Source organism: Nocardiopsis synnemataformans (assembly GCF_965343085.1).
Lineage (GTDB): Bacteria > Actinomycetota > Actinomycetes > Streptosporangiales > Streptosporangiaceae > Nocardiopsis > Nocardiopsis alborubida.
The window spans coordinates 1-25,186 of record NZ_CBDRFA010000085.1 but is presented as its reverse complement, the minus strand read 5'-3'; the positions used below and the strand labels follow the sequence as shown (position 1 = coordinate 25,186).

Annotated in this window: 21 protein-coding genes, 1 tRNA gene and 1 pseudogene; 12 read left to right on the top strand and 11 right to left on the bottom strand. The window is 70.0% G+C overall.

The genetic code is table 11. The features are described from left to right. Window positions 1–7: 7 nt before the first annotated feature. From ACSIH6_RS33480 to ACSIH6_RS33470, 3 genes are all read right to left on the bottom strand, one after another. Window positions 8–88: transfer RNA gene (locus tag ACSIH6_RS33480), tRNA-Arg, on the bottom strand. A gap of 342 nt (window positions 89–430) precedes the next feature. Next, entirely contained in the window at window positions 431–1,285 is an 855-nt protein-coding gene (locus tag ACSIH6_RS33475; RefSeq protein ID WP_435112355.1) for a sugar phosphate isomerase/epimerase family protein, read from the bottom strand. Next, window positions 1,282–1,968, bottom strand: a complete 687-nt coding sequence (locus ACSIH6_RS33470; RefSeq protein ID WP_435112353.1) for an aspartate/glutamate racemase family protein — start codon at window positions 1,966–1,968, stop codon at window positions 1,282–1,284. The genes ACSIH6_RS33475 and ACSIH6_RS33470 overlap by 4 nt, the downstream gene beginning before the upstream one ends. 427 nt (window positions 1,969–2,395) lie before the next feature. Between ACSIH6_RS33470 and ACSIH6_RS33465 the strand changes: the two genes are divergently transcribed. The 5 genes from ACSIH6_RS33465 (at window position 2,396) to ACSIH6_RS33445 (ending at window position 7,636) form a co-directional block, all read left to right on the top strand. After that, window positions 2,396–3,391 carry a Bug family tripartite tricarboxylate transporter substrate binding protein gene (locus ACSIH6_RS33465; RefSeq protein ID WP_435112352.1) on the top strand — a complete coding sequence of 332 codons (996 nt, stop codon included), beginning with the start codon at window positions 2,396–2,398 and terminating at the stop codon, window positions 3,389–3,391. 1 nt (window position 3,392) lies between these two features. Continuing rightward, window positions 3,393–4,013 (top strand): tripartite tricarboxylate transporter TctB family protein, encoded by a 621-nt coding sequence (locus ACSIH6_RS33460; RefSeq protein WP_435112351.1) that lies wholly within the window; start codon window positions 3,393–3,395, stop codon window positions 4,011–4,013. A gap of 3 nt (window positions 4,014–4,016) precedes the next feature. Further along, complete coding sequence (locus tag ACSIH6_RS33455; RefSeq protein WP_435112350.1) at window positions 4,017–5,540, top strand: tripartite tricarboxylate transporter permease; 1,524 nt, start codon at window positions 4,017–4,019, stop codon at window positions 5,538–5,540. 47 nt (window positions 5,541–5,587) lie between these two features. Beyond that, complete coding sequence (locus ACSIH6_RS33450; protein WP_150254259.1) at window positions 5,588–6,667, top strand: isocitrate/isopropylmalate dehydrogenase family protein; 1,080 nt, start codon at window positions 5,588–5,590, stop codon at window positions 6,665–6,667. Between the two features lie 174 nt (window positions 6,668–6,841). Further along, on the top strand, window positions 6,842–7,636 hold the full coding sequence (locus ACSIH6_RS33445) for a FadR/GntR family transcriptional regulator (protein ID WP_435112349.1): 795 nt from the start codon (window positions 6,842–6,844) through the stop codon (window positions 7,634–7,636). 17 nt (window positions 7,637–7,653) lie between these two features. Here ACSIH6_RS33445 and otnC read toward each other — a convergent pair whose 3' ends face one another. Next, the gene (gene otnC, locus ACSIH6_RS33440; protein ID WP_435112348.1) at window positions 7,654–8,286 is read right to left on the bottom strand and encodes a 3-oxo-tetronate 4-phosphate decarboxylase; all 633 of its coding nucleotides are present in this window, start codon (window positions 8,284–8,286) and stop codon (window positions 7,654–7,656) included. Beyond that, window positions 8,283–9,548 carry a 3-oxo-tetronate kinase gene (gene otnK / locus ACSIH6_RS33435; RefSeq protein WP_435112347.1) on the bottom strand — a complete coding sequence of 422 codons (1,266 nt, stop codon included), beginning with the start codon at window positions 9,546–9,548 and terminating at the stop codon, window positions 8,283–8,285. The genes otnC and otnK overlap by 4 nt, the downstream gene beginning before the upstream one ends. 554 nt (window positions 9,549–10,102) lie before the next feature. Between otnK and ACSIH6_RS33430 the strand changes: the two genes are divergently transcribed. Genes ACSIH6_RS33430 through ACSIH6_RS33415 form a run of 4 tightly spaced genes read left to right on the top strand, consistent with a single transcriptional unit; the run spans window position 10,103 to window position 14,112 of the window. Continuing rightward, a complete protein-coding gene (locus ACSIH6_RS33430) occupies window positions 10,103–11,089 on the top strand; it encodes a Bug family tripartite tricarboxylate transporter substrate binding protein (protein WP_435112346.1) in 987 nt (328 codons plus the stop codon). Between the two features lie 5 nt (window positions 11,090–11,094). Further along, window positions 11,095–11,652, top strand: coding sequence for a tripartite tricarboxylate transporter TctB family protein (locus tag ACSIH6_RS33425; protein ID WP_435112345.1), 558 nt, complete (start codon window positions 11,095–11,097; stop codon window positions 11,650–11,652). Next, a complete protein-coding gene (locus ACSIH6_RS33420; RefSeq protein ID WP_435112344.1) occupies window positions 11,640–13,196 on the top strand; it encodes a tripartite tricarboxylate transporter permease in 1,557 nt (518 codons plus the stop codon). The genes ACSIH6_RS33425 and ACSIH6_RS33420 overlap by 13 nt, the downstream gene beginning before the upstream one ends. A gap of 19 nt (window positions 13,197–13,215) precedes the next feature. Next, entirely contained in the window at window positions 13,216–14,112 is an 897-nt protein-coding gene (locus ACSIH6_RS33415) for a GntR family transcriptional regulator (protein ID WP_435112343.1), read from the top strand. 118 nt (window positions 14,113–14,230) lie between these two features. Here the strand turns inward: ACSIH6_RS33415 and ACSIH6_RS33410 are convergent, their stop codons facing one another. From ACSIH6_RS33410 to ACSIH6_RS33400, 3 genes are read right to left on the bottom strand one after another with little or no spacing between them, the layout of a single operon-like run. Continuing rightward, window positions 14,231–14,974 (bottom strand): cupin domain-containing protein, encoded by a 744-nt coding sequence (locus ACSIH6_RS33410; protein ID WP_435112342.1) that lies wholly within the window; start codon window positions 14,972–14,974, stop codon window positions 14,231–14,233. Then, window positions 14,971–16,344 (bottom strand): NAD-dependent succinate-semialdehyde dehydrogenase, encoded by a 1,374-nt coding sequence (locus tag ACSIH6_RS33405; protein WP_435112341.1) that lies wholly within the window; start codon window positions 16,342–16,344, stop codon window positions 14,971–14,973. The genes ACSIH6_RS33410 and ACSIH6_RS33405 overlap by 4 nt, the downstream gene beginning before the upstream one ends. 20 nt (window positions 16,345–16,364) lie before the next feature. Next, complete coding sequence (locus ACSIH6_RS33400) at window positions 16,365–17,444, bottom strand: isocitrate/isopropylmalate dehydrogenase family protein (protein WP_435112340.1); 1,080 nt, start codon at window positions 17,442–17,444, stop codon at window positions 16,365–16,367. 322 nt (window positions 17,445–17,766) lie between these two features. Here ACSIH6_RS33400 and ACSIH6_RS33395 point away from each other — a divergent pair. The 3 genes and pseudogenes from ACSIH6_RS33395 to ACSIH6_RS33385 all read left to right on the top strand — a co-directional run. Continuing rightward, window positions 17,767–17,964: pseudogene (locus ACSIH6_RS33395) on the top strand (tyrosine-type recombinase/integrase); the annotation flags it as partial. Window positions 17,965–18,286: 322 nt separating this feature from the next. Then, the gene (locus ACSIH6_RS33390; RefSeq protein WP_435112339.1) at window positions 18,287–18,844 is read left to right on the top strand and encodes a TetR/AcrR family transcriptional regulator; all 558 of its coding nucleotides are present in this window, start codon (window positions 18,287–18,289) and stop codon (window positions 18,842–18,844) included. Then, on the top strand, window positions 18,841–20,394 hold the full coding sequence (locus tag ACSIH6_RS33385; protein ID WP_435112338.1) for an MFS transporter: 1,554 nt from the start codon (window positions 18,841–18,843) through the stop codon (window positions 20,392–20,394). Before ACSIH6_RS33390 ends, ACSIH6_RS33385 begins: the two co-directional genes overlap by 4 nt. A gap of 1,068 nt (window positions 20,395–21,462) precedes the next feature. Here ACSIH6_RS33385 and ACSIH6_RS33380 read toward each other — a convergent pair. The 3 genes from ACSIH6_RS33380 to ACSIH6_RS33370 form a co-directional block, all read right to left on the bottom strand. Beyond that, the gene (locus ACSIH6_RS33380; RefSeq protein ID WP_435112337.1) at window positions 21,463–22,818 is read right to left on the bottom strand and encodes a flavin monoamine oxidase family protein; all 1,356 of its coding nucleotides are present in this window, start codon (window positions 22,816–22,818) and stop codon (window positions 21,463–21,465) included. Window positions 22,819–23,246: 428 nt separating this feature from the next. Then, window positions 23,247–23,801 (bottom strand): TetR/AcrR family transcriptional regulator, encoded by a 555-nt coding sequence (locus ACSIH6_RS33375; protein WP_435112336.1) that lies wholly within the window; start codon window positions 23,799–23,801, stop codon window positions 23,247–23,249. 88 nt (window positions 23,802–23,889) lie between these two features. Continuing rightward, complete coding sequence (locus ACSIH6_RS33370; RefSeq protein WP_435112335.1) at window positions 23,890–25,074, bottom strand: FAD-dependent oxidoreductase; 1,185 nt, start codon at window positions 25,072–25,074, stop codon at window positions 23,890–23,892. Between the last annotated feature and the right edge of the window lie 112 nt (window positions 25,075–25,186).

Genomic DNA, 25,186 nt, shown 5'->3' with positions numbered 1-25,186 from the left:
GGTTTTGTGGCGCACCCGGCAGGATTCGAACCTGCGACCATCGGATGAGAAGTCCGGCGCTTTCGTGTCTCTACGTGCCACAGGGTGCCGTTTCGTCCCTATCCATCCGATCACCGCCATCGTTTCGTGTCAAGAGATGCCGCCTGGGGTCGCCCCGGTCCGGAACCGCGGAGCATAATCGGAGCACACACTGGCCATTGGCAGCGTCCGATGGCACCTCGCGAGGTCCTCACGGACCAGGAGCCACCTTCCGTCACACACCGGAGGGGCACCTATGCCTTCGGCTTGATGGAACGCTCGACCTTGTACCGGCGCCTGCCCCGACGCTGGAAGGGTTTGATGTCCGGACGTGCCAGACAGCCGTGCCCCGTTCCCCAGGGCTGTGGTCAGTGCTGATAGTGCTCGTCTCCGACTTCGAAACAGTCCTGCCTCAGTCCGCGGCGGCATCCGTTTCGGAGTCACTACACGCTGAGGTGGCCCTCCTGACGCAGTCCAGACTCCGCTGTGCCGCTCTTCTGCTGTCGGGCAGCTGTCGGTGCTCCATGACGATCCATCCCGAGAAGCCGGTCTCCGCCAACGAGTCGAACAGCCGCGTTGAATCCTCAGAGGCTTGGTCCAAGGGGCCTCGCTCCGGTCCCGCGCATTGGATTTCCCCGAGCAGCCGTCCTGCCGCGCGCACGGACTCCACCGGGTCGTCACCGACCTCCCCCATGTGGTGGGTGTCCAGTACCAGCCCGAGGGCTTCGTCGCCGATCTGCTCCACGAGGGCCTGAGCCTCGGCCCGGTGGGTGAGGAGATTGGTCGTTCCGGGCTCCTGCGGCTCCAGCAGGAGGCGACTGCCCGCGGCCCCGGCCGCGTCGGCGATCGCCTCGATGCCTTGTACGGCCCACGTGTACTGCTGTTCGGAGCGGTTCTCGTCCACGCGCCCTCGCGAGCGCCCCAAGGTCACGGGCGCACCCAGGCGCCCGGCCAGCCGCGCGGCGGCGACGAGCCGGGCCCGGGCGCGGTCCCGCGCCGCCGGTTCGGCGGAGGTGAGCGTCGCGCCGTCGTGGCTCACGGGACCGGTGCCGACGGCCGCGACGGCGAACCCGTGCCGACGCACTGCCGCGCCCAGCAGGTCCGCGTCGACGCGCTCGGGGCGCTGGACCTGGATTTCCACGCCGTCGTAGCCCAGGGCGGCGAGTTCGGCCAGCGCCCGATCGAACGGGGCAGCGTACCCCAGTGGCACCGGCACCCGGCACTCGGGCGAGGCCACGGTGTAGGCAACGCGAAAGGAAGGGCTCATGACGCCGCACCCGAGGCCGGTTCGCCGGTCAGCTGTTCGCGCATGCGCCGGGCCGCCGCCCGCGGTCCGCTGAAGACGGGCAGCCCGAGGGCACGGCCGAGCGGTTCGGCGATGGGGGAGAGGGAGTACTGGGCCAGGACCACCGCGTCGAAACCGCCGTTCTCCAGATGGGGAAGGAAGGCGGAGACGACCTTCTCGGGCACGTCTCCGACACGGGCGGCATCCTCGCACAGCACGACCTGTGCCTCGACGCCGGACCCCGCCCGCGCGGTCAGCTCGTGGATCTGCTCCGTCGCCGGACCGACGGCCGGGGCCACTGACGCCAGTACCGCGATCCTGCGGAAACCGTCCGCCACCACGTGGCGGAACACCGCCTCGTCGGGTCGGTCGACGGGACGGTCCCACAGTTTTCTGGCCACCTCCACCACGGGGCCGTAGGCGGAGCAGGTCAGCAGTACCGCGTCGGCCTCGCCAGTGAAGGCGTGATCGATCAGGCGCAGCATCCGCCGCTGTAGCTCTCCCCGGACGCCGCCCGTGGCCCTGGCGTCCTCCAACAGCCGGTCGTCCAACAGGTGCCAGATCCTCGCCTCGGGGAACGCCTCCTCGAACGCCTGCTGGGCCAAGCGGGACGCGGTGCTGTTGGCGTGGATCATCGCCACGAGCGGGGCATGGGCAGAAGACACGGGACCTCCATGTTCACGGGCGTACACCGGGGACCCACCGGTTCGAGGGGCGTGCGGGTGGGGCCGAAGCAGCGGATGTCCGTTCACGATAGCTATTTTTGGTCAACTGGTCTACCGGTTACCAATATGGAAAACCGGGCGTCCTCACCAGGGGCGACGTCTGTCCGTCGACCTGGAGTGGTGGGTCGAGGAGGAGGGGAGTCGAGTTTTTTTGCAGGTCCGCGTCTTGACGGGTGTGATGTGGCTCTCTACTTTGGTCAACAGGTTGACCGGTTACCAGATGTCAACATGCTCGTCATCAGGACGCGCTTCACCCCACGTCGGGCACGGTGTGACCCGCCGCGACACTCACGCGGTCCGCCGGGGACCCGACGGCACGCCCTGGAAAAGGAAGGCGCCGATGCACACGAACCGCGCTACGAGAAGGATGACGTCCAGGTGGCCGGCGGCCCCCGGGCTCGCCGCCGTCTCCGTCCTCGCCCTGTCCGCATGTTCGTCGCTGTCAGGGCCCACGGTCCAGGAGGGGCCGTGGGAGCCCGACGACAACGTCCAGATGATCATCCACGCCGACGCGGGCGGCTCCTCGGACCTGATGGGCCGCCAGATCGCCGACATCCTGTCCTCACAGAGCATCGTCGAGCAGCCGGTGTCGCCGGAGAACCGGCCCGGCGGCAGCGGTGCGGTGGCCTACACCTACCTGCTCGGCCAGGAGGGCAACGGTCACGTGATCGCCACCCTGTCCTCCTCCTACCTGACCACGGCGGTACAGGGCAAGGCCGACTACACCTACGAGAACTTCACCAACCTGGCCGTCCTGGCCACCGACGGCCTCATGATCACCGTCGGCGCCGACTCCCCCTACGAGTCCCTCGACGACCTGATCGCCGCGGCGGAGGAGGATCCCGGCCAGATCGACTTCGGCGGCACGCAGTTGGGCGGAGCCGACTCCATCGTGCGCCACCTGCTGGAGGAGGAGACCGGAGCCGAACTGAACTACGTCAGCTTCGACGGCGGCGGCGAGGCCAACTCAGCCCTGCTCGGCGGCAACGTGGACGTGATCGCGGCCAACCCGGCCGAGGTCCAGGGGCTCCTGGAGAGCGGGCGGATGCGCGGCCTGGCCGTGACCACTCCCGAACGCCTGGAGGGACTCGACGTCCCCACCGCCCTGGAGGAGGGCGTGGAACTGGAGTTCACCCAGGCCCGGGGGATCGTCGCCCCGCCCGGTTTGACCGGGGGCCAACGTGACTTCTGGAGTGAGGCCATCTCCGAGGCCGCCCAGACCCAGGAGTGGAAGGACTACCTCGACGCCAACCTCCTCCTCGAAGAGCTGCACGTGGGTGAGGAGGCGGAGACCTACGTCGAGGCCGAATGGAACAAGTACGTCGACATCATGGACGCGCTCGGCCTCCGAGAGGAGGGCTGACATGTCCGCCGCCCGATGGAGGACCACGGTCGACGTCATCGTCGGCCTGGTGTTCCTCTGCTGGCTCCTGGCCTCGCTGCAACTGCCCTACAGCGACGACGGGCGTCCCGGTTCGGGGGCCTTCCCGCTGTGGCTGTCCCTGGCCGGAACGCTGCTGAGCGTCGCGGTGGTCGTCAACGCGGTGCGTTCCCGACGGGGCGCGTCCACCGACCAGGAAGCGGGCCCGACCGATCCCGAACCGGTCTCCGTGCCCAGCGCGCGGACGACCGAACCCGGACCGGCCCCGGTGCCCGCTCCCGGACCGCACACCGGGAGCGCCGACCCCGACACGGGCGACACCGCGACCGCGGGCGCCCCGGCGTCCCTCGTCGAGGACACCGACACCGGACGCCTCTGGCGCCCCCTCGGAGGCCTGGCAGGCCTCGTCGCCTTCTTCCTCCTGGTATCGGTGATCGGGTTCCTGGCCAGCCTCACGCTGCTGCTGCTCTTCCTGTGCTTCGTGCTGATCAGGATGAGGCCCCTCACCGGACTGGCCGTCAGCCTGGGTACCGCCGCGTTCGTCTACGCGATCTTCTACCTGGCCTTCGACGTCCCGTTCCCTCCCAGCCTGATCGGCATCTAGCCCATGGACCTCCTCACCAACCTCGGCAGCGGCTTCCTGACCGCGCTCTCACCCGTCAACCTGATGTTCGCCCTGCTCGGCGTCATGCTGGGCATGGTCGTGGGCGCCCTGCCCGGCATCAACCCCTCCGGCGCGGTCGCCCTGCTGCTGCCCGTCGGAGCGACCCTCGAACCCACCACGGCCATCATCATGCTCGCCGCCACCTATTACGGCGGCATGTACGGCGGCACCCTCACCTCGGTGATGGTCAACATCCCCGGCGACAGCTCCAGCGTCGCCACCACCTTCGACGGTTACAAGATGGCGCTGAAGGGCCAGGCGGGCAAGGCCCTGGGCATCGCCGCCATCGGCTCCTTCGTCGCGGGGACCATGGCCGCCGTGATGCTGATGGTCGCGGCCCCGCCACTGGCCGACTGGGCGGTCCGGTTCGGTCCGCCCGAGTTCTTCGCGCTGACCCTGCTGGGCCTGACCACCCTCACCGCGCTCGGCGGCGGCTCCAAGCTCAAGGCCGCGGTCATGGGCGTCCTGGGCCTGCTGATCGGCACCATCGGCCTGGACCCCATCCTCGGCGACTCCCGCTTCACCTTCGGCAACATCAACCTGCTCAACGGCATCGACTTCCTGCCCATCGTCATCGGCCTGTTCGGCCTCGCTGAGATCGCCAACATCCTGGCCAACCGCACCCGCGTCGAACCCGTCAGGTACAAGCTCAAGGGGCTGCTGCCCGACCGCGAGGACTGGAGGCACGCCCGCGGCCCCATCGTGCGCGGCGGCACCGTCGGCTTCTTCGGCGGCATGCTCCCCGGCTCGGGCGGAACCCTGTCCTCACTGCTGGCCTACGCCCTGGAAGGCCGGGTGGCCAAGCGCCGCAAGCAACTGGGCACCGGCATCGTCGAGGGCGTCGCGGCACCGGAGTCGGCCAACAACGCCGCCGCCACCGGCGCCATGATCCCGATGCTCACCCTGGGCATCCCCGGCTCGGCCACCACCGCGGTGCTGCTGGGCGGGCTCATGATGTACGGCATCCAGCCCGGGCCGCTCATGATCAACGAGAACCCCGACGTCTTCTGGGGCCTGGTCGCCAGCATGTACATCGGCAACATCCTGTTGCTGATCATCAACCTGCCGATGGTCCCGCTGTTCGTCAAGGCGCTCCAGCTGCGCCCCACCACCCTGGTGCCCATCGTCATCGGCGTCGCGCTGGCCGGGGCCTACAGCCTGCGCAACAACCTCTTCGACGTCCTCGTCGTCATCATCGCCGGAGCCATCGGCTACTTCCTGCGCCAGTTCGGCTACCCCGCCGCGCCCCTGGTCCTGGCGATGGTGCTGGGACCGATGGTGGAGCAGTCCCTGCGCCAGTCCCTACAGATGTCCCAGGGCAGCCTGTTCATCCTCCTGGAACGACCCGTGTCGCTGGCCGTCCTCACCCTGGCCGCCCTCATCATCGCTGCCCCGTTCCTCGGCGGACTGATCACCAGAGCCAGGAACCGCCGAGGCGCCGACCCCCGGGTCGACGCCACCCCGTGACCGCCCCCCAGCCCCCACCCGTCCACACAGCTAGGAGCACCACGCACATGTCCACCAACCGCAGCTACGTCCTGGGACTGCTGGAAGGCGACGGCATCGGCCCGGAGATCGTTCCGGCCACAGTCGGCGTCGTCGACGCGGCCCTCGCCTCGGTCGGCGCCGCTCCCACCGACTGGCGTCCCCTGCCCATGGGGCGCTCGGCCATCGACGAGCACGGATCCCCGATTCCGGACACCACCCTGGAGGGTCTGGCCTCCACCGACGGCTGGCTCATGGGCCCGCACGACAGCGCCGCCTACCCCGAGCCGTGGCGGTCCCGGCTCAACCCGAGCGGCACCGTGCGCAAGCACTTCCAGCTCTTCGCCAACATCCGCCCCTCCAAGAGCTTCCCCGGATCGGGTGCCATCGCGGAGGGGGCCGACCTGGTCATCGTCCGCGAGAACACCCAGGGCTTCTACGCCGACCGCAACACCTTCCGCGGAACCGGCGAGTACATGCCCACCCCGGACGTGGCCATCGCCTCGGGCGTGTTCACCCGCGAGGCGATCGAGCGCAACGCCCGCGTCGCCTTCGAACTGGCCGAGGCCCGCGGCAAGCACGTCACGATCGTCCACAAGGCCAACGTGCTCCAACTGACCACCGGCATGTTCCGCGACGTGTGCCGCGAGGTGGCCGCCGACCACCCCGGAGTCCGCGTCGACGACTTCCACATCGACGCGATGACCGTGCACCTGGTGCGCCGGGCCAAGGACTTCGACGTGATCGTCACCGAGAACATGTTCGGCGACATCCTCTCCGACCTGGCCGGGGAACTGTGCGGGTCGTTGGGTGTGGCTCCCTCGCTCAACGCCTCCGCCGACCGCGCCATGGCCCAGGCCTCCCACGGCTCCGCCCCCGACATCGCCGGACAGGGAAGGGCCAATCCCACGGCGATGATCCTCTCGGCGGCCATGCTGTTGGAGTGGCTGGCCGGACGCCACGGTGATGGGGCCCTGGCGCAGGCGGCCAAGGCCGTCGACGCGGCCATCGCGGCCACCATCGCCGACGGCGTCGTCACACCCGACATGGGCGGGACGGCCTCCACCGGGGAGTTCGGCGAGGCCATCGCCGCCCGGCTCAAGGCCTGACCCCGGAAGCGGTGGCGCCGGTGCGGTCCGCTCGGACCGCACCGGCGCCACCGTGCGTGGCGGGTACGGGGTCCGCGCACGTCATGCGACTGGCAGACCGGTCACCGGTCGACGTCCCTATACTGAGGCCCTGGACCAACAGGGATTCTGACAACGGCGATGGAGCGCAGCCCCGTGGTGAATGGCCTTTCCAAGATCGACGTCACCCCGCGCGAGCCCCTGGCCGCCGAGGTCGCGCGACAGCTTCTGGACTACCTGATGTCGGGTCAGGTCCAGGTCGGTGAGCGCATTCCCTCCGAGCGCCAGCTCACCGAGCTCATGGGAGTCAACCGTCCCGCCGTGCGCGAGGCGATCAAGTCCCTGGGCATGATGGGTGTGGTCGAGGTACGCCCGGGAAGCGGCACCTATTTCCGCGGATCCGACATCGACTCGTTGTACCGCGTCTTCGAGTGGGGCCTGGTCCTGGGTGAGAAGCGGGTCATGGAACTCATGGAGGCCCGCGCCCACCTGGAGGAGCTGGTGGCCGGGTTGGCCGCGCAGAACCGCTCGGAGACCGACGTGATCCTGCTGCGCGAGCGCCTGCACGCCATGCGTGACAGCGGCGAGCGGGGCTTCGCCGACGCCGACGTGGCCTTCCACCTCGCCATCGCCGACGCGGGCGGCAACACGGTTCTGCGTGACATGCTGCGCGGGCTGCGCACGGTCATGCACAGTTGGACCGGACGCAACGTCGCCAAACTGGCGCACATGAAGACCGCATACGCCGACCACGTACCCATCTTCGAGGCCATCGAGAACCAGGACGCCGCGGCCGCCCGCACCGCCATGGCCGCGCACATGGGCAACGCCGCGCGCCGGCTGCTGGGCACCGTGGACCCCGAGACCGCCCACAAGCTCACCGCTGAGAACAAGGGCGGGCTCACCGGAGCGGGGGAGCCGCTCGCGGCGGACCCGCCCGCCTCAGCCTGACCCGACGGGGCCCGTCCTCACTTGGAGAGGTGCGCTGCCTGCTCAGCCGTGAGGGGACGGGTACGGTGCCCGTGCAGCAGCAGGTACAGCTTCGCCGTTTCCTCGATCTCCTCCGCCGCGTCCGCGGCGGCGTCCAGGGAGGCGCCCGCCACGATCGGGCCGTGGTTGGCCAGCAGCAGCGCATGGTGTCCCTGCGCGGTGGCCTCGGCCAGCGGCCCCAGGGCCGGGTCGCCGGGAGCGTGATAGGCCAGCAGCGGCATGCGTCCGACCCGCATCGCGTAGTAGGCGGTCAGGGGCGGGAGCGCCGCCTTCTCGTCGATCCCGTCCAGGCACGACACCGCTGCGGCGTGCGTGCTGTGCAGGTGAACCACAGCGCGGGCCGAGGGGCGTGCCCTGTACATCGCCGCGTGCAGGAAAGCCTCCTTGGTGGCGCGCGGACCGGAGATGTGCTCCCCCCACAGGGACACCTCCGCCAGGGCGTCGGGTTCCAGGTCTCCCAGGCGCGACCCGGTCGGCGTGCTCAGGACCGAATCGCCGATGCGCACGCTCAGGTTGCCCGTGCTCCCCGCGGTCAGGCCGCGTGTGAACAGCGAGCGCCCCATGCGGACCAGGGCGATGCGCAGCTCTCTTTCCTCTGTCTCCATACTCATGCCTCCTCCAGGGAACGGGTGAACAGGTCGGGGCCACCGAAGTTGCCCGACTTCAACAGCAGGGCGAGGTCGGGGTACTCGTGGGGGAAGACCCAGCACACCCCCGGGTCCACCTCGTCGCCGACGTCGACGCCGCGCACCGACAGCGCGCTCACGGTCGCTCCCGAGGTCTCCCCGCCAGCCACCACCAGGCGCCGCACACCGCGCTCGACCAGATGGCGGGCGATCCGCCCCATGGCGGACTCCACCAGGGAAGCGCCCCTCCCGACACCGACCTCGTCCTGTACCGCCCGTAGTTCCTCGGGCGGTGCCGACGAGTAGACCAGTACCGGTTCGGAGTCCGCGTGCGCGTCGATCCACTCCAGGACCTCCGCCACGGCGCTGTCCCGGGCCAGACCGCGCGGATCGAGGCGGTACGCGGGCATGTGTGCGCGGGCGTGCTCGATCTGGCGCAGTGTCATCGCCGAGCAGCTGCCCGCCAGCACGGCCGTGCCGCCGACGGCCTCCGGCTTTCTGGAGACCGCGGACGTCCCGTGCTCCCCGGCCAGCAGCCTCCCGACGCCCCAGGTGAGCCCCGCGGCTCCGGTCAACAGCGGAAGGTGGGCACTGCCTTGGGCGATGACCTCCAGATCGGTGTCGTCGACGGCGTCGACCACCGCATGGCGCACTCCGGAGCTCGTGAGGTCGTCGAGCGCCTGGCGAACGGCTCCGGCCCCCCGACGCACGGTCGCATGGTCGACGAGCCCGACCTCGTGGCGGGTCTGGGGGCGCAGCAGCCGTGCCAGGTCGGAGTCGCGCATCGGGGTGAGGGGGTGGTCGCGCATCGGTGACTCGTCCAGCGGCACGCCGTTGACGAACAGGCGGCCCCGGGACACGGTCCGCCCGTTGCCGGGGGAAGCGGGGCAGACCACCGTGACGGCGGCTCCGGTCACCTCCAGCAGTGCGTCGGCCACCGGCCCGATGTTGCCCAGCGGTGTGGAGTCGAAGGTCGAGCAGTACTTGAGGTAGACCTGGCCGACGCCGGCCTCACGCAACCACGCGTGGGCGCCGAGGGACTGCTCGACGGCTTCGGAGACGGCGGCCGTCCGCGATTTCAGAGCGATGATCACCGCGCCGTCGGCCGGAGCCGGCGTTCCCGGCTCGGGTACGCCGAAGTACAGGGCTACTGGCAGTCCTGAACGGCGTAACGCGCTGGCCACGTCCGTCGCGCCGGTGTAGTCGTCGGCGATGCATCCCAGGAGCGCTGGCATGGGAGACGTCACGATCCCTTCTGCTGAGGGGCGGAGCAGATTTCAGCGCTGCGGCGCACGCGGGTTTCGGGGAGCCGCAGCGGAAAGAGGTTGACCACGCATCCGGTAAACCGGTAAACCAATCATGGAGGCCGTGTGCGGCCTCGTCAACCCCCGGCCGCTCGGCCCGAGTGCGCGTGTGGGCCCGCGCCGACGCCACCATTCGCGCGGTGGCAGGTGAAGCGGCGAAGGCGGGGGTGAAGGGGCGTCCATGCCCGGCGGATGCGCCTCCGGGGAGAGTCGCGCTCGCCGCGGGGAAGGCCGCGTTCCCGGCGAGCCCCTGTGGCCCCTGCCCCTGGTGAGGCGACCGGCGGGCCTTTCGAGGGGCTGTCGGGGAAGCGCCTGCCTGTAGTGAGGGGGTGTCCGGTCGGTTGCCCTCTGTGTCACGCGTGATGCGGGGTTGTTTCAGAGATCACACCAAAGGCTTGCTTTTGGCATTTCGTAGTGACATAGTACCAAAAATACTTGAGGGTCCCGGCGCCATCCCCCGCCTGACCTGTCCGTTTGACCGGGAGGCTCCACCCACGATGAAGCTCAGTATGCGGAGCGCGGTCCTCGCCGCCGCGCTCGCCGTCACAGTCCCCGTCGCGTTCGCCGACGCGGCGACCACCCAGGACGAGGGAGGGCCCAGAAGCAGTCTGACCATCCTCGTTCCCGGCGCGGCGGGCGGCGGATACGACCTCCTGGCCCGCGAGACGCAGCAGGCCCTGCGGGCCAACGGCATCTCCGGCAACGTCCAGGTCCTCAACATCCCCGGAGCGTCGGGGACGGTGGGCTTGCAGACACTGGTCGAGATGGACGACCGCGACGACGTGCTCCTGGTCGTCGGTTCGGCCATGGTCGGCGGTGTCGAGGTCACCGACAGCTCGGTCACCCTGGAAGACGTCACCCCCGTCAGCACGGTGACGACGGACTACCCGGTGATCGTGACCCCCGCGTCGTCCCCTTACGACCCCGCGGAAGCGGCGGAGTTCCTCCAGGCGTGGAAGGACGACCCCCAGGGGCACCCCATCGCCGGAGGCGCGCTGGGCAACACCGACCACCTCGCGATCCTGGCGTTGGCCGACGCGGTCGGCATCCCCACGGACGAGGTCAACTACATCGCCTACTCAGGTGGCGGAGAGGTGCTGGGCGCCCTGTTGTCCGGCACCGCCGCTGCCGGTGTCTCCGGCTACGCCGAGCTCAGCGACCAGATCCGGGCCGGGAACATGAACGGCATCGGTACCACGGCGCCCGAGCGCGTCGACGGCATCGACCTGCCGACCTTCCGTGAACAGGGCATCGACACGGTGACGTCCAACTGGCGCGGTTTCGTTGCGCCCCCCGGCATCAGCGAGGACCAGGCAGCCGAACTGGAACAGATCATCGCCGAGTTGCTCCAGACCGGCGAGTGGCGGAGCGCGGTCGAGCGCAACCAGTGGCAGCAGACCGTGCTGACCGGTCAGGACTATACGGAATTCATCGACGACGAGGTCGCCACCACCCGCGAACTTCTCTCTGGAGGGGCACAGTGACCGCCTTGTCGAACGAAACGCCTGTGGAGCAGGCCCCGCGGACCGGCAGACGCGACTACGGCGAACTGGTCGTCGCAGCAGTCCTGTTCTCGCTCTCGGCCTTCTGCGCCTACAACACCGTGACCATGGACGTCATCGGTGACTCCAGCCCGGGGCCCCAGGCCTTCCCCGCGATCGTCGCGATGCTGCTGTGCCTCAGCGGCGTCGGCGTCACCGTGCGCGTCGTGACGCGGGAACGGCGCCGGTCAGCCTCCTCCGCGCCCGCCCCCGCGGCGCCTCCTGAGCCGGAACAGGCCGCGGACACCCGGGTGGACTGGCGCACCCTCCTCCTGGTCGTCCTCTCCTTCGTCGTCTTCCTCGCCGTGCTGCGCCCGGTGGGCTGGATCCTGAGCGCGGCCGCCCTGTTCTGGGTGGTCAGCTTCGCCCTGGGCACCAGGAACCACGCCCTGAACGCCGCCGTGGCCCTGGTCTTCTCCTGCGCGGTCCAGATCGCCTTCTCCACCGGCCTCGGTCTGAACCTGCCCGCGGGCGTCATCGGAGGTCTCTTCTCATGGATCAGCTGAACGACCTCCTCGGCGGCTTCGCCGCCGCCCTGACGCCGATGAACCTGCTCTGGCTTCTCCTCGGCGCCGTCCTGGGCACCGCCGTGGGCGTTCTCCCTGGTCTGGGTTCGGCCATGGCCGTAGCCCTGCTGCTGCCGGTCACCTTCGCCCTGGAGCCCACCGGAGCCCTGATCATGTTCGCCGGTGTCTACTACGGCGGCCTGTTCGGTGACTCCATCGCGGGGATCCTGCTCAACACCCCGGGCAACGCCACCGCGATCGCCGGGTCCATCGAGGGCCACCGCATGGCCCTGGACGGCCGGGGGGCCAAGGCCCTGGCCACGTCGGCGCTGGGCGCGTTCACCGGCGGACTGATCGCCACCACCCTCGTCGTCATCCTGGCCCCGTACATCATCCGCATGGCGGCGATGTTCGGCCCCGCCGAGTACTTCGCACTGGCCCTGTTCGCCTTCGTCGCCATCTCCTGGGTCGTGGCCGAGTCCTTCGTCAAGGGCGTGGCCTCCCTCTCGATCGGCCTGCTCATCGCCCTGGTGGGCATCGACGGCGTCTCGGGGACCTCGCGCCTGACCCTGGGCATTCCCCACCTCTTCGACGGGATCTCCATCGTCGTGGTCACCGTCGGCCTCCTCGCTCTGGGCGAGGTGTTCTTCCTGGCCTCCAGGATCCACCGCCGCCAGGGCCGCGAGCGGGCCATCGGTTCGGGGCGCCCGTGGCTGACCCGCACCGAGATCCGCCAGGCCCTTCCCGCCTGGCTGCGCGGTACCGTCATCGGCGTCCCCTTCGGCACCATCCCCGCGGGCGGCGCTGAGGTGCCCTCGTTCCTGGCCTACTCGGTGGAGAAGCGCCTGGCCAGGCGCAGGGGGGACACGGACTTCGGAGGCAAGGGGTCCATCCAGGGAGTGGCGGGCCCCGAGGCCTCCGGAAACGCCACCGCCGCCAGCGCGATGGGGGCACTCCTGGCCATCGGCCTGCCCACGTCGGCGACCGCCGCCATCATGCTCGCCGCGTTCCGGCAGTACGGGATGCAGCCCGGCCCACTGCTCTTCGAGCGCAGCGGCGACATCGTCTGGGCCCTGCTCGCCAGCCTGTTCCTGGGCCTGTTCGTCCTGCTGGCGCTCAACCTGCCCTTCGCGCCCCTGTGGGCCAACCTGCTCAAGGTGCCCGCCCCCTTCCTGTACGCGGGCATCGGGGTCCTGGCCGTGCTGGGGGTATACTCGATCAGCTCCTCCGTGGCCGACCTGGTGCTTCTGGTCCTGCTGGGGCTGCTCGGGTTCATGATGCGCCGTTTCGACCTGCCGCTGGCACCGGTCCTCATCGGCGTCATCCTCGGGCCCCTGGCCGAGACCGAGTTCCGCAGGTCCGTCAGCGCGGGCCAGGGCGATCCGCTGTTCTTCGTCGACAGCCCGTTCACCATCGGGCTGTACTCCCTGCTGCTGGCGGGCATCGCGGTGGTGGCGGTCCTCACCCTGCGGCGCGGTCGCCCCGCATCCGGTGCCGACGACCGGCACGCCCCCGCCGTGCCCGCGGGGGAGCGCGAGGACTGACAGCGAAGGAGAGAGGCCGATGGCGGACAGCGCGAACCGGGGTTCCACGCCTCTCATCGGCCTCATCCGACAGCAGTTGCTGTCCCACATCAGCGACGAGGGGCTCAAGGAGGGCACCCGCCTGGTGGAGAGGACCCTGGCCGAGAGGCTCCGGGTCTCCCGTTCACCGGTGCGGCGTGCCCTCCAGGAGTTGGAACGGGAGGGGATGGTCTCCCGGACCGACCGGGGCGGGTACGTGGTCTCCGGTGCGGCCAGCGCCCCGGCCCCTCCCGCCCCGCCCGCCTACGACGCGCAGAGCGAGAAGCTGTACACGCGCATCGCCGAGGACCTCCTCCAGTCCGAGCTGCCCCGCCAGGTGACCGAGAACGCGCTGCTGAGGCGTTATGACGTCACCCGCGGGCAGCTCGCCCCGGTACTGCGGCGCATCTCCACCGAGGGCTGGATCGAGGCGCTCCCCGGATACGGGTGGGAGTTCTCGCCCGTGCTGACCTCGTTGGAGTCCTACCGGGCCAGCTACCGCTTCCGTCTGCTGGTGGAACCGGCGGCCATCCTCGAACCCGGTTACTCCGTCGACCGCACCGCCCTGCTCCAGCGGCGCAGGGAGCAGCAGGAGCTGGTCGGCGGGCGCGTCCACGAGGTCTCCGGCGCGGAGCTGTTCGACCTCAACTCCCGTATCCACGAGACGATCACCCTGGGCAGCCGCAACGACTTCTTCGTCGAGAGCCTGGCCCGCATCAACCGCCTGCGCAGGCTGATCGAGTACCGGCGCGCCCTGGTCCCCGAACGCGCGGTGGTCCGCTGCCGCGAGCACGTCCGCCTGGCCGACCTCCTGTTGGAGGACCGCCTCCCGGAGGCCTCGGAGTACCTGCGCCAACACCTGGAGACCGTCAGCGAGGAGAAGACGACCGAGCCCTGACGCGGACCACGTGCGGGGGAGCGGTCCCTTCACCGAGGGGTCCGTCAACGATCAGGGGCCCGGCCCCGGGTCGCTGATCCCGGGGCCGGGCCCTTCTTCGCGGTGGGTTGCGGGCCGGTCAGAAAGCCGTCAGCACGTTGCGGAAGTGCTGGGCGCTGGGGTCGGCGGCCAAGTGCTCACCGACGAGCTCCCGCCAGCGGGCGAAGGCCCGCGAGCGGCGAAAGCCCTCCGTGTGGTCGGCGACGGACTCCCACCGCACGACCAGACGGTAGTGCGAGGGGTCCTCGTGCGACCTCTCCAGTGCCATGCTCCGCGCCCCGGCTGCCCGCTGGAACAACGTCGCGGCCTCGGCGACCGCCTCCTCGAAGGCCCGCTCGTGTCCGGGCAGCACGTGCAGTTCGGCGACCTCGACCACCGCGTCGGCGGCGCGCACGCCGTCCTGGGCGCCCGTGGACTCGCCGTCGATACGACCGTGTTCGCCGGAGTCCAGGAGGGTGCGGGTCGCGTCCACCGATGCGTAGGTCCACAGGATGCGCATGGGCTCGGTGCCGGAGGCGTTCTCGAAGTGGTGGGGAACGTTGGCCGGAACCAGGGTGGTGTCGAAGGTGCGCAGCTCGGTGCGTTCGCCGTCGATGTCGACGATCGCCCGTCCCTGGATCACCATGACCGACTCCACCACGTTGTGGGTGTGGTGGCCGATCGCGGCGCCCGGCCCGAAGGTCGTCATACCGTTGAGGAAGGACGTGGCTCCCCGGGCGTAGGTCACCAGGGGCACGGTCGTGGCCCCCGCGCCCCGGTTCTTGGCGGGAAGCTCGTCCGGCCGCAGCACGTGCACCGGCTGGGAGGAGATGTGCGAGGTCACTGGTGCGCCGATCCGATCCAAAGGGTCTTGACGTTGACGAACTCACGGATGCCGTACACCGAGAGCTCCCGGCCGTAGCCGGACTTCTTGATACCGCCGAAGGGCAGCCGGGGGTCGGAGGCGACCTGGCCGTTGACGAACACCGCCCCGGCCTCGATCCCGGTCGCCAGCTCCTGCCCCAGGGCGGAGTCGCGCGTCCAGATCGCGGCGCCCAGCCCGTACTCGCTGGCGTTGGCCAGCCGCACGGCCTCCCCGGCGTCGGCCACGCGCGTCACCGCGGCGACGGGGCCGAATGTCTCCTCGGTGAAGGCCGCGGTGTCCGTGCTGACGTGGTCCAGCACGGTGGGCGGGTAGTGGAATCCCGGTCCGGCGGGGACCTCGCCTCCCACGAGAAGCTTGGCACCCGCCTCGACGGTGCGCCGCACCTGGTCGTGCAGGGTGTCGCGGAGGTTGGCCCGGGCCATCGGTCCGATCTGCGTGGCCTCCTCCAGGGGGTCGCCGCACACCAGTGCGCGCACCTCCTCGACGAAGAGTTCGACGAAGCGGTCGGCGACCGACTCCACCACCAGGAAGCGCTTGGCGTTGACGCAGCTCTGGCCGACCGTGTTGAAGCGCGACCGGGCGGCGGTGGCGGCGGCGGCCTCCAGGTCGGCGTCGGCCAGCACGATGAAGGGGTCCGAGCCCCCCAGCTCCAGGACCTGCTTCTTCAGCGCGGCCCCGGCCTGGGAGGCGATGATCGCCCCGACCTGGGTCGACCCGGTGAAGGTGACCGCGGCGATCCGGTCGTCCGCGATGAGCGGCGCCACCGCGGGGGTGTCCACCAAAAGTGAGGAGAACAGGCCCCGGGGCGTACCGGCCCGGTCCATGATCTCCTGGAGCATCAGGGCGCAGCCGGGCACGTTGTTGGCGTGTTTGAGCACGGCGGCGTTGCCCGCGGCCAGCGCCGGCGCCGCGAAGCGGAAGAACTGCCAGAAGGGGTAGTTCCAGGGCATGATCGCCAGGACCACGCCGAGGGGGTCGAACCTGACCCCGCTGTGCTCCGCGTCGGAGGCGATCTCCTCGAACGCCAGGAAGCGCTCGGCGTTGTCGGCGTAGAACTCCAGGGTGCGGGCGGACTTGTCGACCTCGGCCCGCGCCTCGGTGACGGGCTTGCCCATCTCCAGGGTGATGGTGCGGGCGTAGTGCTCCCGCCCCTCACGCAGCACCCGTGCCACGGAGACGAGGAGTTCGGCGCGCTGGGGGACGGGGACCGTCCGCCAGCGGCGCTGGGCTTCGACCGCCGCGTCCAGCGCGGCCTCCACCTGGGCGGGGGAGTGGAAGTCGTGGGTGGCGAGTTCTGTTCCCGTGTGGGGGTTGGTACTGGTCGGCATGTGCTTATCCGGCCTCTCGCTCAGTTGGCGGCAACGGTGGAGTGCTCGATCGCCTCGATGACGCTCGCGGTGAACCTGGCCGTCCCCAGCTCCCCGCCGATGTCCCTGGTGCGGGTCGAGGGGTTCGAGACCGTGCTCTGTACCGCGGCTTCGATCGTGGCGGCGGCCTTGGTCAGTGCGGTGTCGTCGTCCCTGCGACCGCGCCAGTCCAGGAGCATCGCGGCCGACAGGATCAGCGAGGTCGGGTTGGCCACGCCCTTGCCCGCGATGTCGGGGGCCGAGCCGTGCTGGGCCTGGGCCACGCCGATGTCGGTTCCGGCGTTGAGGGACCCTCCGAGTCCCAGGCTGCCCGAGAGCTCCGAGGCCTCGTCGGAGAGGATGTCCCCGAACATGTTGGTGGTGACCAGCACGTCGAAGGTGTGCGGGCGCCGGATGAGCAGTGCCGCGGCGGCGTCGACGATCAGCTCCTCCAGTTCGACGTCGGGGTAGTCCTGGGCGACCTTGCGCACCTCGCGCAGGAACAGCCCGTCGGAGAGCTTGACGACGTTGGCCTTGTGGACGGCCGTGACCTTCCTCCGGCGTCCCCGCGCGAGTTCGAACGCGGCGCGGGCCACCCGTTCGGAGGCCCTGGCGGTCACCTTGCGGATGCTGAAGGCGGTGTCCTCGTCGGGCATGAACTCCCCGCCGCCCGCGTACATGTTGCGGTCGGAGTAGAAGCCCTCGGTGTTCTCCCGCACGATCACCAGGTCCATGGGGTGGCGCAGGACGCTCAGGTCCGGGTGGGAGCGGCAGGGCCGGATGTTGGCGAAGAGCTGGAAACGGGTGCGCAGTTCCGCGGAGGGGTTCAGGCCTCCCGCAGCCCTGTCGGGGTAGTCGAAGTGCTGCACAGGGCCCAACACCACACCGTCGACCTCGGGGATCCGGTCGATGACCGCCTGGGGCAGGGTGGTTCCCTGCGCCTCCAGGCTGGCGAAGCCGATGTCGGCGGTCTCCACGTCCAGGTTCAGGGAGTGGGTCCGGTTCGCGGCGTACAGGACGTCCAGGGTCGCTTCGGTGATCTCCGGCCCAATGCCGTCACCGGGCAGTACGAGGATTCTCATGGGCGGGTCGGCCTTTCACTGGACGTTGATCCTGCTGGACGCGTCGAGGGCTCCGGCCTGAGGGCGGGATGAGAGACCGCGGTCAGGCCGGAGCCAGGAATCGAGCTTCATGTGGCACAGTAGCGAAATGTAGGTATTTTGTCTATCAGAAAAACCATAGATTCTGTCGCGTGCGAGGAGAAGCGCACTGTAGGCCTCTGCGCCTTCCTGGCGTGGGGAAACCAGCGCTTCGGTGCTGGGAAGCAGGCGAGGTCGGAGTGCGCCGTCCCATGGAGGTGTGTGCCACCCATCCCGTCTGGCGCGCAAGGAGAAGGTCTTCGCGCTGCACGGGCTGCGCCACGGAGCGGCTTCGTTGGCGTTGGCCGCCGGGACGGACGTGAGGATCGTGTCCAGCGAGCTGGGGCATGCGACCACGCACTTCACCCAGGACACCTACCAGTCGGTGTTCCCGGACGTGGCGAAGGCGGCGGCCGAGGCCACCGCCGCACTACCACGCGGTATCTCGGCTTCGGTCGGGTAGTCGAACCGCCGAGCACACCAGGAGCCACACGGCGCCGCCAACCCCAGGTCAGTCCACGGGTTTACCCCGTCTGACCTGGGGTTTTCCCGTGCTCGGGGCCGGTAACCGATCGGAACAGAGGTCCCCTGGACAGATGGTTCCCCAGGGCTGTGCCCACGGGTGCCCGGGCGGGACACGGTGCGGGGACCGTCGACCTTGTTGTGCACCCCACAGAGACATCCTCTTCATTGTGTACATTTGTACTTGTACATCTGTACTGAATGAGAGGGGAGCGCACCATGCCGCGTCTGACCACAGCCTCCGCACCGCACCGGAACCGCGGATGAGCGCGCGCAAGGATCCCGAGGGCCGCCGTCGGGCGATCGTCGAGGCCGCAGTGCAGGAGATGGTCGAGCACGGCCCGGCCGCCCTGACCCATCGGCGGGTCGCCGAGCGCGCACAGGTTCCGCTGGGGGCCACCACTTACTACTTCGCCACCCTGGACGACCTGCGGGTGGCGGCCTTGGAGGCCATCGCGGCGCAGACCGAGGAGGACCTCGAAGAGATCGCGGCGGCCGTGGCCGCCTGCGGGGGAGCGCCGGAGGGCATCGCCGAACAGTTGTGTCTCTACCTGGCCGATCGCGACCGGGTGCTGGGGGAGAACGCCCTGTACTTCGCGGGGGTGCACGAGCCCGACCTGAGGCCGCTGTCGCGGCGGTGGGTCCACAGCATGGCCGAGATCCTGTCCGCCCACACCTCACCGCGAGCGGCCCGGGCGACGGCGGTGTACATGGACGGCGCCATCCTGTACGCCCTGCTCAACGACACCCCCCTGGACCAGGAAGAGCTGGGCGCGGCGATCACTGCGCTGATGGGCATCGACTCCAAGGACACGACGTGAGCACATCGAACCCCTCCACCGCGCCCACCGCCGAGGGTCTGTCAGCGCGGCGCCGCTGGAGCGCGCTGGCCGTGCTCTCGGCCAGCCTGCTGGTGGTGGTCATGGACATGACCATCCTCAACGTGGCCCTGCCCGAGATGACCGCGGCGCTGGCGCCGACCTCCGCCCAGCAGTTGTGGATCGTGGACGTCTACGCCCTGGTCCTGGCGGGGCTGCTGGTCACCATGAGCACGCTCGGCGACCGGTGGGGGCGCAGGAGGACGCTTCTCACGGGCTTCGCGATCTTCGGCGGGGCCTCCCTGTTGATCCTGGTCGCCGAGTCCGCGGAGGCGGTGATCGCCGTGCGTGCCCTGCTGGGTGTGGGCGGGGCGATGATCATGCCCTCGACCCTGTCCATGATCCGCAGTATGTTCACCGACCCTGGGGAGCGGGCCCGCGCCCTGGGGGTGTGGTCGGCGGTCGCGGCCCTGGGCGCGGTGGTGGGCCCGGTCGTGGGCGGGCTGCTGTTGGAGCACTTCTCCTGGCACTCGGCGTTCCTGGTCAACGTGCCCTGCATGGCCCTGGCCGTGGTGGCGGGGCTGTTCCTGCTGCCCGAGGCCCGCAACCCCCGTCCCGGCCGGTGGGACGCGCTGGCCACCGTGCTGTCGATCGCGGGCATGGCGGCCCTGGTCTGGTCCGTCAAACGCCTGGCCAAGGAGGGGCTGGCCGACGTGCCCGCCCTGGCCGCGCTGGCGGTGGCGGCGACCGCCCTCACCTGGTTCGTCCTGCGGTGCCTGCGCCGAGACGAGCCGCTGCTGCGGGTGCGTCTGTTCGCCTCGCCCACCTTCACCGCCGGTGTGCTCGCCGCGCTGTTCACCACGCTGGCCCTGGGGTCCACCCTGCTGTTGGCGGCGCAGTGGCTCCAGCTCGTCCAGGGCCTGACCCCGCTCCAGGCGGGTCTGCGGCTGCTGCCGATGGCCGTCGCCGCGGCCGTGGTCTCCCCGCTGGCGCCCGTCTTGGCCCAGCGGGTCGGCGCCCGTACCGTGCTGGTGGGCGGCCTGGTGCTGTTCGCCCTGGGCTTCGCGGCGCTGGCCTTCGCACCCGAGCCGCTCGCCTACGCGCCGGTGGCCATCGCCCAGGTGCTGTTCGGTGCGGGCATGGGGTCGTTGGCCATCGCCTCGGCGATCATCATGTCGGGGTCCCCCGCCGAGCACGCGGGCAGCGCGGCGGCCATCGAGGAGACCTCCTACGAGTTGGGTAGCGTGCTTGGCGTGGCGGTCCTGGGCAGCGTCGCGGCCGCCCTCTACCGCGCCGAACTGCCGACGTCGGTGCTCACCGGTGCGGGGCTGGACGCGCAGGGGGTCGCCGTGGCGCAGGAGTCCCTTGCCGGGGCCCTGCAGGTGCTCGCCGCCCTCGGACCGCAGGGGGCACAGGCCGCGGCCCTGGCACAAGAGGCCTTCGTACACGGCCTGATGCTCGTCAGCGGTGTGGGCGGGGTGATCATGCTCGTCGCGGCGACCGTGGTGTTCTTCCTGACCCCCCGCACGCTGGACGTGTCCAAGGGGCACTGACCCCCTTCCACCGGCTGGTGGATCCCGGGGGCGGTCCTGGCGCCGACGGCCGGTCGACGGCCCTGAGGGGCCTGCCCGGGTTCCACCGGCCGTCGGGGTACTCCTCTTGCTGGCGTGGGCACGAGGGGGATTCCGGCGTCCACGATGAACGCCCGATGGCGCAGAGGGGTGGAAGACTTCCCTGAGGGTGGAAGAGATGCTCGCCCGCGCCTCTGCTCCCGGGTTCGCTCGGGCCGCACCACCGCCAGGGGGTCCGCGCCGCGAGCGCGTGCTCAACAACTGGTGATCACAGTCGTGAATGGTGTGGTCCGGCGCCCGGCCTGGGTGTCGGAAGGTCGTTCCACGCTGGTGGGTGCCCGCCTCCATGCGCGTACTCGCCGCAGCCGACCGCGGCTGCGCCGCCGGAGCGGGGCCTTCGGACGGAACCCGGCATCTTGGCCGGAACCGCTTCGTCAGCGGTGTCGACGTGATCGCCTGAGCCTCGGTGGTCTCCAGCCCGGGTTACGGTCCAGACTGCGCGCTGTACGAACGGACCCTGCGGAGCCCAACGGACTCCGCGACCCGTGAAGGCTTCGACTGCGGCGAGCGGGCTCTGGCACCACACCCCCGCCCGCTTGAGTGTTCGCGGCGAGGTCCTGGACCACCGCTGTCCCCGGTGGACGTCTGAACGGCTCGTGCCGAGCCGGGGGCGGCGACCGGCGGCAGCTCCTCGGAGCCGCACCGGGGTCACGAGCCGTCTGCCACGTTGGCACTCCGGTACCCCGCCGGTATTTCGCCGCCGCTCACCTGAAGGCGGCGGAGCCGCCTTCAGGTGGTGAAACGCGGTCAGGTCGGGGAAGGGAAGGTGACGTCGCTGCCCTCCAGCCCTTGCGGAGGGATGGGGTGAGGACTCCCGCCCCTTCCCGGGCGCTTCGGTAGCCGTCCGGCGATCGCCGTGCTTGCGATCCGCCCCCTGTCCGTGTTGATCCGGCATCCCGTCGCCTCCCTGACCTGAGGCCGATCGGGTGCGGTGGGACGGACAACGGACAGGGGGCGTTGCAGGCCGAGGACCGATCCGAGCCGGTGTCGTTACCGGTCGGCGTGCAGTCGGGCGGCCACCTCGGTCGCCGCCCGCCGACCCGACAGGATCGCGCCGTTCATGGTGCCGGACGTCTCGTCGGCCGTCTCGGTACCCGCCCAGTGCACGCGCCCGACCGGCTCACGCAGGAACCGCCCGAAGGACGTCCACGCCTTCGGCGCGACCGCCGGGTTCGGTCCGCCGGGCGCGAACGTGTCGTTGGCCCAGGAGAAGTCGGTGTAGTCGGTGCTGTAGCGCGCCGCCTCCCCGTACAGGTGGACGAGGTGCTCCATGACGCGGCGGCGGCGCTCACCCTCGTCGTAGGCGTCGAAGCCGCGTCCGTCGCAGAAGACCATGAGGATGCCGGGGCCGTCGGCGTTGGGACTGACGTCGAAGGTCAGGAAGACGGTCTCATCATCGGACATTCCCTCCCCGGACAGCCCCCGATCCCGCCAGAAGGGGCGCTCGTAGGCGACGAAGGCCTTGCTGAGCGATCCCAGCTGCCAACTGCGGGAGAGGCCGGAGTGGGGCTCCGGGAGCGCGGGGGTGAACTCGATGGTCGAGCGGTGCACCGGCGAGGCCGTCACGACGACGTACCGGGCCTGGATCGTGTGCTCGCCGGCCTCGACCGTGACGCGGTCACCGGCCGTGGTGACGCGCTCCACCGGGGAGCCGACGATCACCTCCGCCTCCAGGGTCTCGGCGAACCTGCTGACCAGGGAGTACATCGATGCCAGCATCCTGTCCTGCTGGTCGCCGCCCTCGACGGAGAGCATGTGATCGATGCCGCCCAGGGTCTTGATGTACCGCATCACGTTGAACAGGGACACGTCGTCGACGGGTGCTCCCCAGTGCACCAGGCTGAACATGTTCATGAACTTGCGGGTGTCCTGCAGGGCATGCTTGGAGGTCAGCCATTCGCCGAAGGACATCGAGTCGAACTGGTCGGCCCGGGGGTGTACCCAGGGGGAGGAGACGGGAAGGCCGTCGACCATCTTCTGCAGCACGCTCATGATCCGCGCGAGGTCGAGCATCGACCAGGGGGCCAGGGCGGTGAGGCTCTCGACCCTGCGCCTGCCGCCGAAGGAGATGACCCCCTTGCCCTGGTGGAACTGGGGGGTGAACTCGTAGCCGAGTCGGCTCGCGAGATCGCGTACCGCCGTGTGGCCCGGAGCAACCCAGGTCGCTCCGGCGTCGACGGGGACCCCGGCGATCTCGGCCCCGCGGACCCGGCCGCCGACACGGTCCCGGCCTTCGATGACGACGGTGTCGTACCCCTCACGGGTGAGCTGGTCCGCCGCAGTGAGCCCGGAGAGTCCGGCACCGACGACGACGACGTCGGTGGACCGGGTGCTGGCACTGTTCATGGTCGTGCTCCGTTCGTGTTCGTTCTGACCTGTCATATACCAAATACTATACTGACGAGTCAGTACAGTTTAAATCGTGTGGGCTGTCCACGGTAAGGACGATGTGGAGAACCCGTGATGAGGACCGCTCCGGTGACCGTCGCCGGGGGCGCCCGTTCGGGCAGCGGTGGAGAGGCGCCCCAGAGCCGAGCGTGGGCCCGCCCACGCCTACGAGGGGCAGGAGGGCCCCGGCCCGGGCACTCGTGTCCTGCTCCGCGACCGCTGACCCGGCGTCGACCGCACCGACCCGATCGGCGAAACAGGGCCCGCCCGGGACACCGTGTCCGGACTCACCGCGCACGAGACCACCGCTCGACGAGGAGCCACGGCAGGCTCACGCGACACCCGGGCGGCACCGAGCCGGAGCCACCGACGCGTACGGCGCGGTGCTAGGAGCCGGAGACGGTGAGGTTCTCCAGCTCAGTGCGCAGGGCGTCGAGCTCGGCACGATCGGGCTTGAGCCCCCATCCGGTCATCATGCCGACGCCGTCGACGGCACTGAGGATGACGGCGCGGGCCCCCAGGGAGAGTCCGTCCTCGGCCATCTCGGCCTTCCAACGGGCCCCGTCCTCCGCCAGGATCTCGGGGACCCCGGGGGTAACGGAGAGGGCGGCCAGCAGGAACAACCGCTCGCCGACGGCATCAATCCTGTCGCCCTCCAGCGAGGCGCGGATGAAGGCGCGTGCCAGGCGCCCGGACGCCCGGCCGTCCTCCAACTGCTCGTGGACCGTCCGGTGGAACTGGCTGAGCACGTCGTGGGCCAGGGCTGTCCACAGGGCGTTCTTCGAACTGTAGTGGTAGATCACAGCCCCGCGGCTCAGCCCCGCCATGGCACCCACGTCATCAAGGGTCGCCCGGGCCCCCTGCTTGGCGACGACGCCTCGCGCGGCATCCAGGATCAAGCGCTTGGTGTCCTCGGGCTCTCGTCCTGCTGTGCGTCCCATCGATTCCTCTCTCACGTACGGTGGCGGCATCGTCAGATGGCTGTGGATGCGACCTCATGACCGCTGTCGGTCCGCCGGGGGCGGGGCCTCAAGCCCGCCGTACGGCGCTCCTGCGGCTGTTGAATCTTGCCAGCCTCGCCCCGAGGGTGCCCACAAGGTCTCCGGCACCTCCGAGCAGGGTGGCCGCCCGGCCGCCTCCCGGTGTCCCGGTGCTGTACTCGACCGCCCGAGCCGTGATGCTCTGCGCCGTCTGGGCGAAGGGCCGCATCTCGGCCTCGAACCGGGCGAAGGCGACCGTGAGGTCATCGGTGCTCCGCAGGGCCTCGGCCAGCGCCTTGGCCCCCGGCAGGGACGCGTGCGCACCCATCCCGGACACCGGATCGATGCAGTGCGCGGAGTCGCCCAGGAGCACCACCCGGCGTGTGTACCAGCGCGGCAACCGGACCTGCGAGAACCTGGTCAGCTTGACGTCCTCGGACTTGCGTGCCGCCACCGCGATCTCGCGCATGTCCGGCCCCAGCCGCTCGATCACGTCGCAGACCCGATCGACCAGCATCCGCGTGTCGGGCACGGTCGAGCCCGGAACGGGAACGACAGCCATAACCGACGTCTGGTCGGTGTCCAGGAACGGGTAGACCATCGACAGCATCCCCTCGCGGGAGCCGATCACCGCGCGCCCCTCGGGCATGGGCACGTCAGCGTTGATCCATACGTGGCTCCGGCCGTTGAGGTACACGCTCTGTTCTTCGGAGGCCAAGGTCAGTCGGCGCACCGTCGAGTGCACGCCGTCCGCCCCGACCACCATGTCGAACGGCTCGGCAGAACCATCGCCGAACCGGGCCAGGACGTTCTCGTCACGGTGCTCCAGGGCCTCTACCCCGACGCCCAGGCGTGTCTCGACGGTGGCCGGCACGTGGGCGAAGACCTTCTTCAGCAGCGCCGCGCGGCGAGCGATCCGCCAGTCCTTCCCGCCGTCGACCTTGAACTCGCGAACCCCGCGGGAGCCCCAGCGCACCGACATCTCCGGTGCCGGGAAGGTCACCTCGTTGATGATCTCCTCGCCGCCCATCAGCCGCAGGACCTTGACCGCCTCTGCGTCCAGCTGCAGCAGGTAGCTGCTGGGGTAGGGCTCGACCTCCTTGTCGACGAGTACGACCTCCCATCCCTCGTGCTCCAGCCACCACGCCGCCGCGCACCCGGCCATGCCGGAGCCCACCACGAGCGCTCGCCGCTGAACCGAACCCGGCGCGTTGTCCGTCTTGTCGGATCCCATGTCCACCTCAAACTAGTCTGACGAGTCAGTACAGTTTAGGGAGTAGGACGATACTCCTGTCAAGACGGATGTCCTGCCTTAAACCAGCACGGGGAAGACGATCCTCATCGGA

What these genes read in the sequence shown, in the direction of transcription:
- ACSIH6_RS33475 (WP_435112355.1), bottom strand. Translation starts at nt 1,285, where the DNA reads ATGAGCCCTTCCTTTCGCGTTGCCTACACCGTGGCCTCGCCCGAGTGC.
- ACSIH6_RS33465 (WP_435112352.1), top strand. Translation starts at nt 2,396, where the DNA reads ATGACGTCCAGGTGGCCGGCGGCCCCCGGGCTCGCCGCCGTCTCCGTC.
- ACSIH6_RS33460 (WP_435112351.1), top strand. Translation starts at nt 3,393, where the DNA reads ATGTCCGCCGCCCGATGGAGGACCACGGTCGACGTCATCGTCGGCCTG.
- ACSIH6_RS33455 (WP_435112350.1), top strand. Translation starts at nt 4,017, where the DNA reads ATGGACCTCCTCACCAACCTCGGCAGCGGCTTCCTGACCGCGCTCTCA.
- ACSIH6_RS33450 (WP_150254259.1), top strand. Translation starts at nt 5,588, where the DNA reads ATGTCCACCAACCGCAGCTACGTCCTGGGACTGCTGGAAGGCGACGGC.
- otnC (WP_435112348.1), bottom strand. Translation starts at nt 8,286, where the DNA reads ATGAGTATGGAGACAGAGGAAAGAGAGCTGCGCATCGCCCTGGTCCGC.
- ACSIH6_RS33430 (WP_435112346.1), top strand. Translation starts at nt 10,103, where the DNA reads ATGAAGCTCAGTATGCGGAGCGCGGTCCTCGCCGCCGCGCTCGCCGTC.
- ACSIH6_RS33420 (WP_435112344.1), top strand. Translation starts at nt 11,640, where the DNA reads ATGGATCAGCTGAACGACCTCCTCGGCGGCTTCGCCGCCGCCCTGACG.
- ACSIH6_RS33415 (WP_435112343.1), top strand. Translation starts at nt 13,216, where the DNA reads ATGGCGGACAGCGCGAACCGGGGTTCCACGCCTCTCATCGGCCTCATC.
- ACSIH6_RS33405 (WP_435112341.1), bottom strand. Translation starts at nt 16,344, where the DNA reads ATGCCGACCAGTACCAACCCCCACACGGGAACAGAACTCGCCACCCAC.
- ACSIH6_RS33400 (WP_435112340.1), bottom strand. Translation starts at nt 17,444, where the DNA reads ATGAGAATCCTCGTACTGCCCGGTGACGGCATTGGGCCGGAGATCACC.
- ACSIH6_RS33390 (WP_435112339.1), top strand. Translation starts at nt 18,287, where the DNA reads ATGAGCGCGCGCAAGGATCCCGAGGGCCGCCGTCGGGCGATCGTCGAG.
- ACSIH6_RS33380 (WP_435112337.1), bottom strand. Translation starts at nt 22,818, where the DNA reads ATGAACAGTGCCAGCACCCGGTCCACCGACGTCGTCGTCGTCGGTGCC.
- ACSIH6_RS33375 (WP_435112336.1), bottom strand. Translation starts at nt 23,801, where the DNA reads ATGGGACGCACAGCAGGACGAGAGCCCGAGGACACCAAGCGCTTGATC.
- ACSIH6_RS33370 (WP_435112335.1), bottom strand. Translation starts at nt 25,074, where the DNA reads ATGGGATCCGACAAGACGGACAACGCGCCGGGTTCGGTTCAGCGGCGA.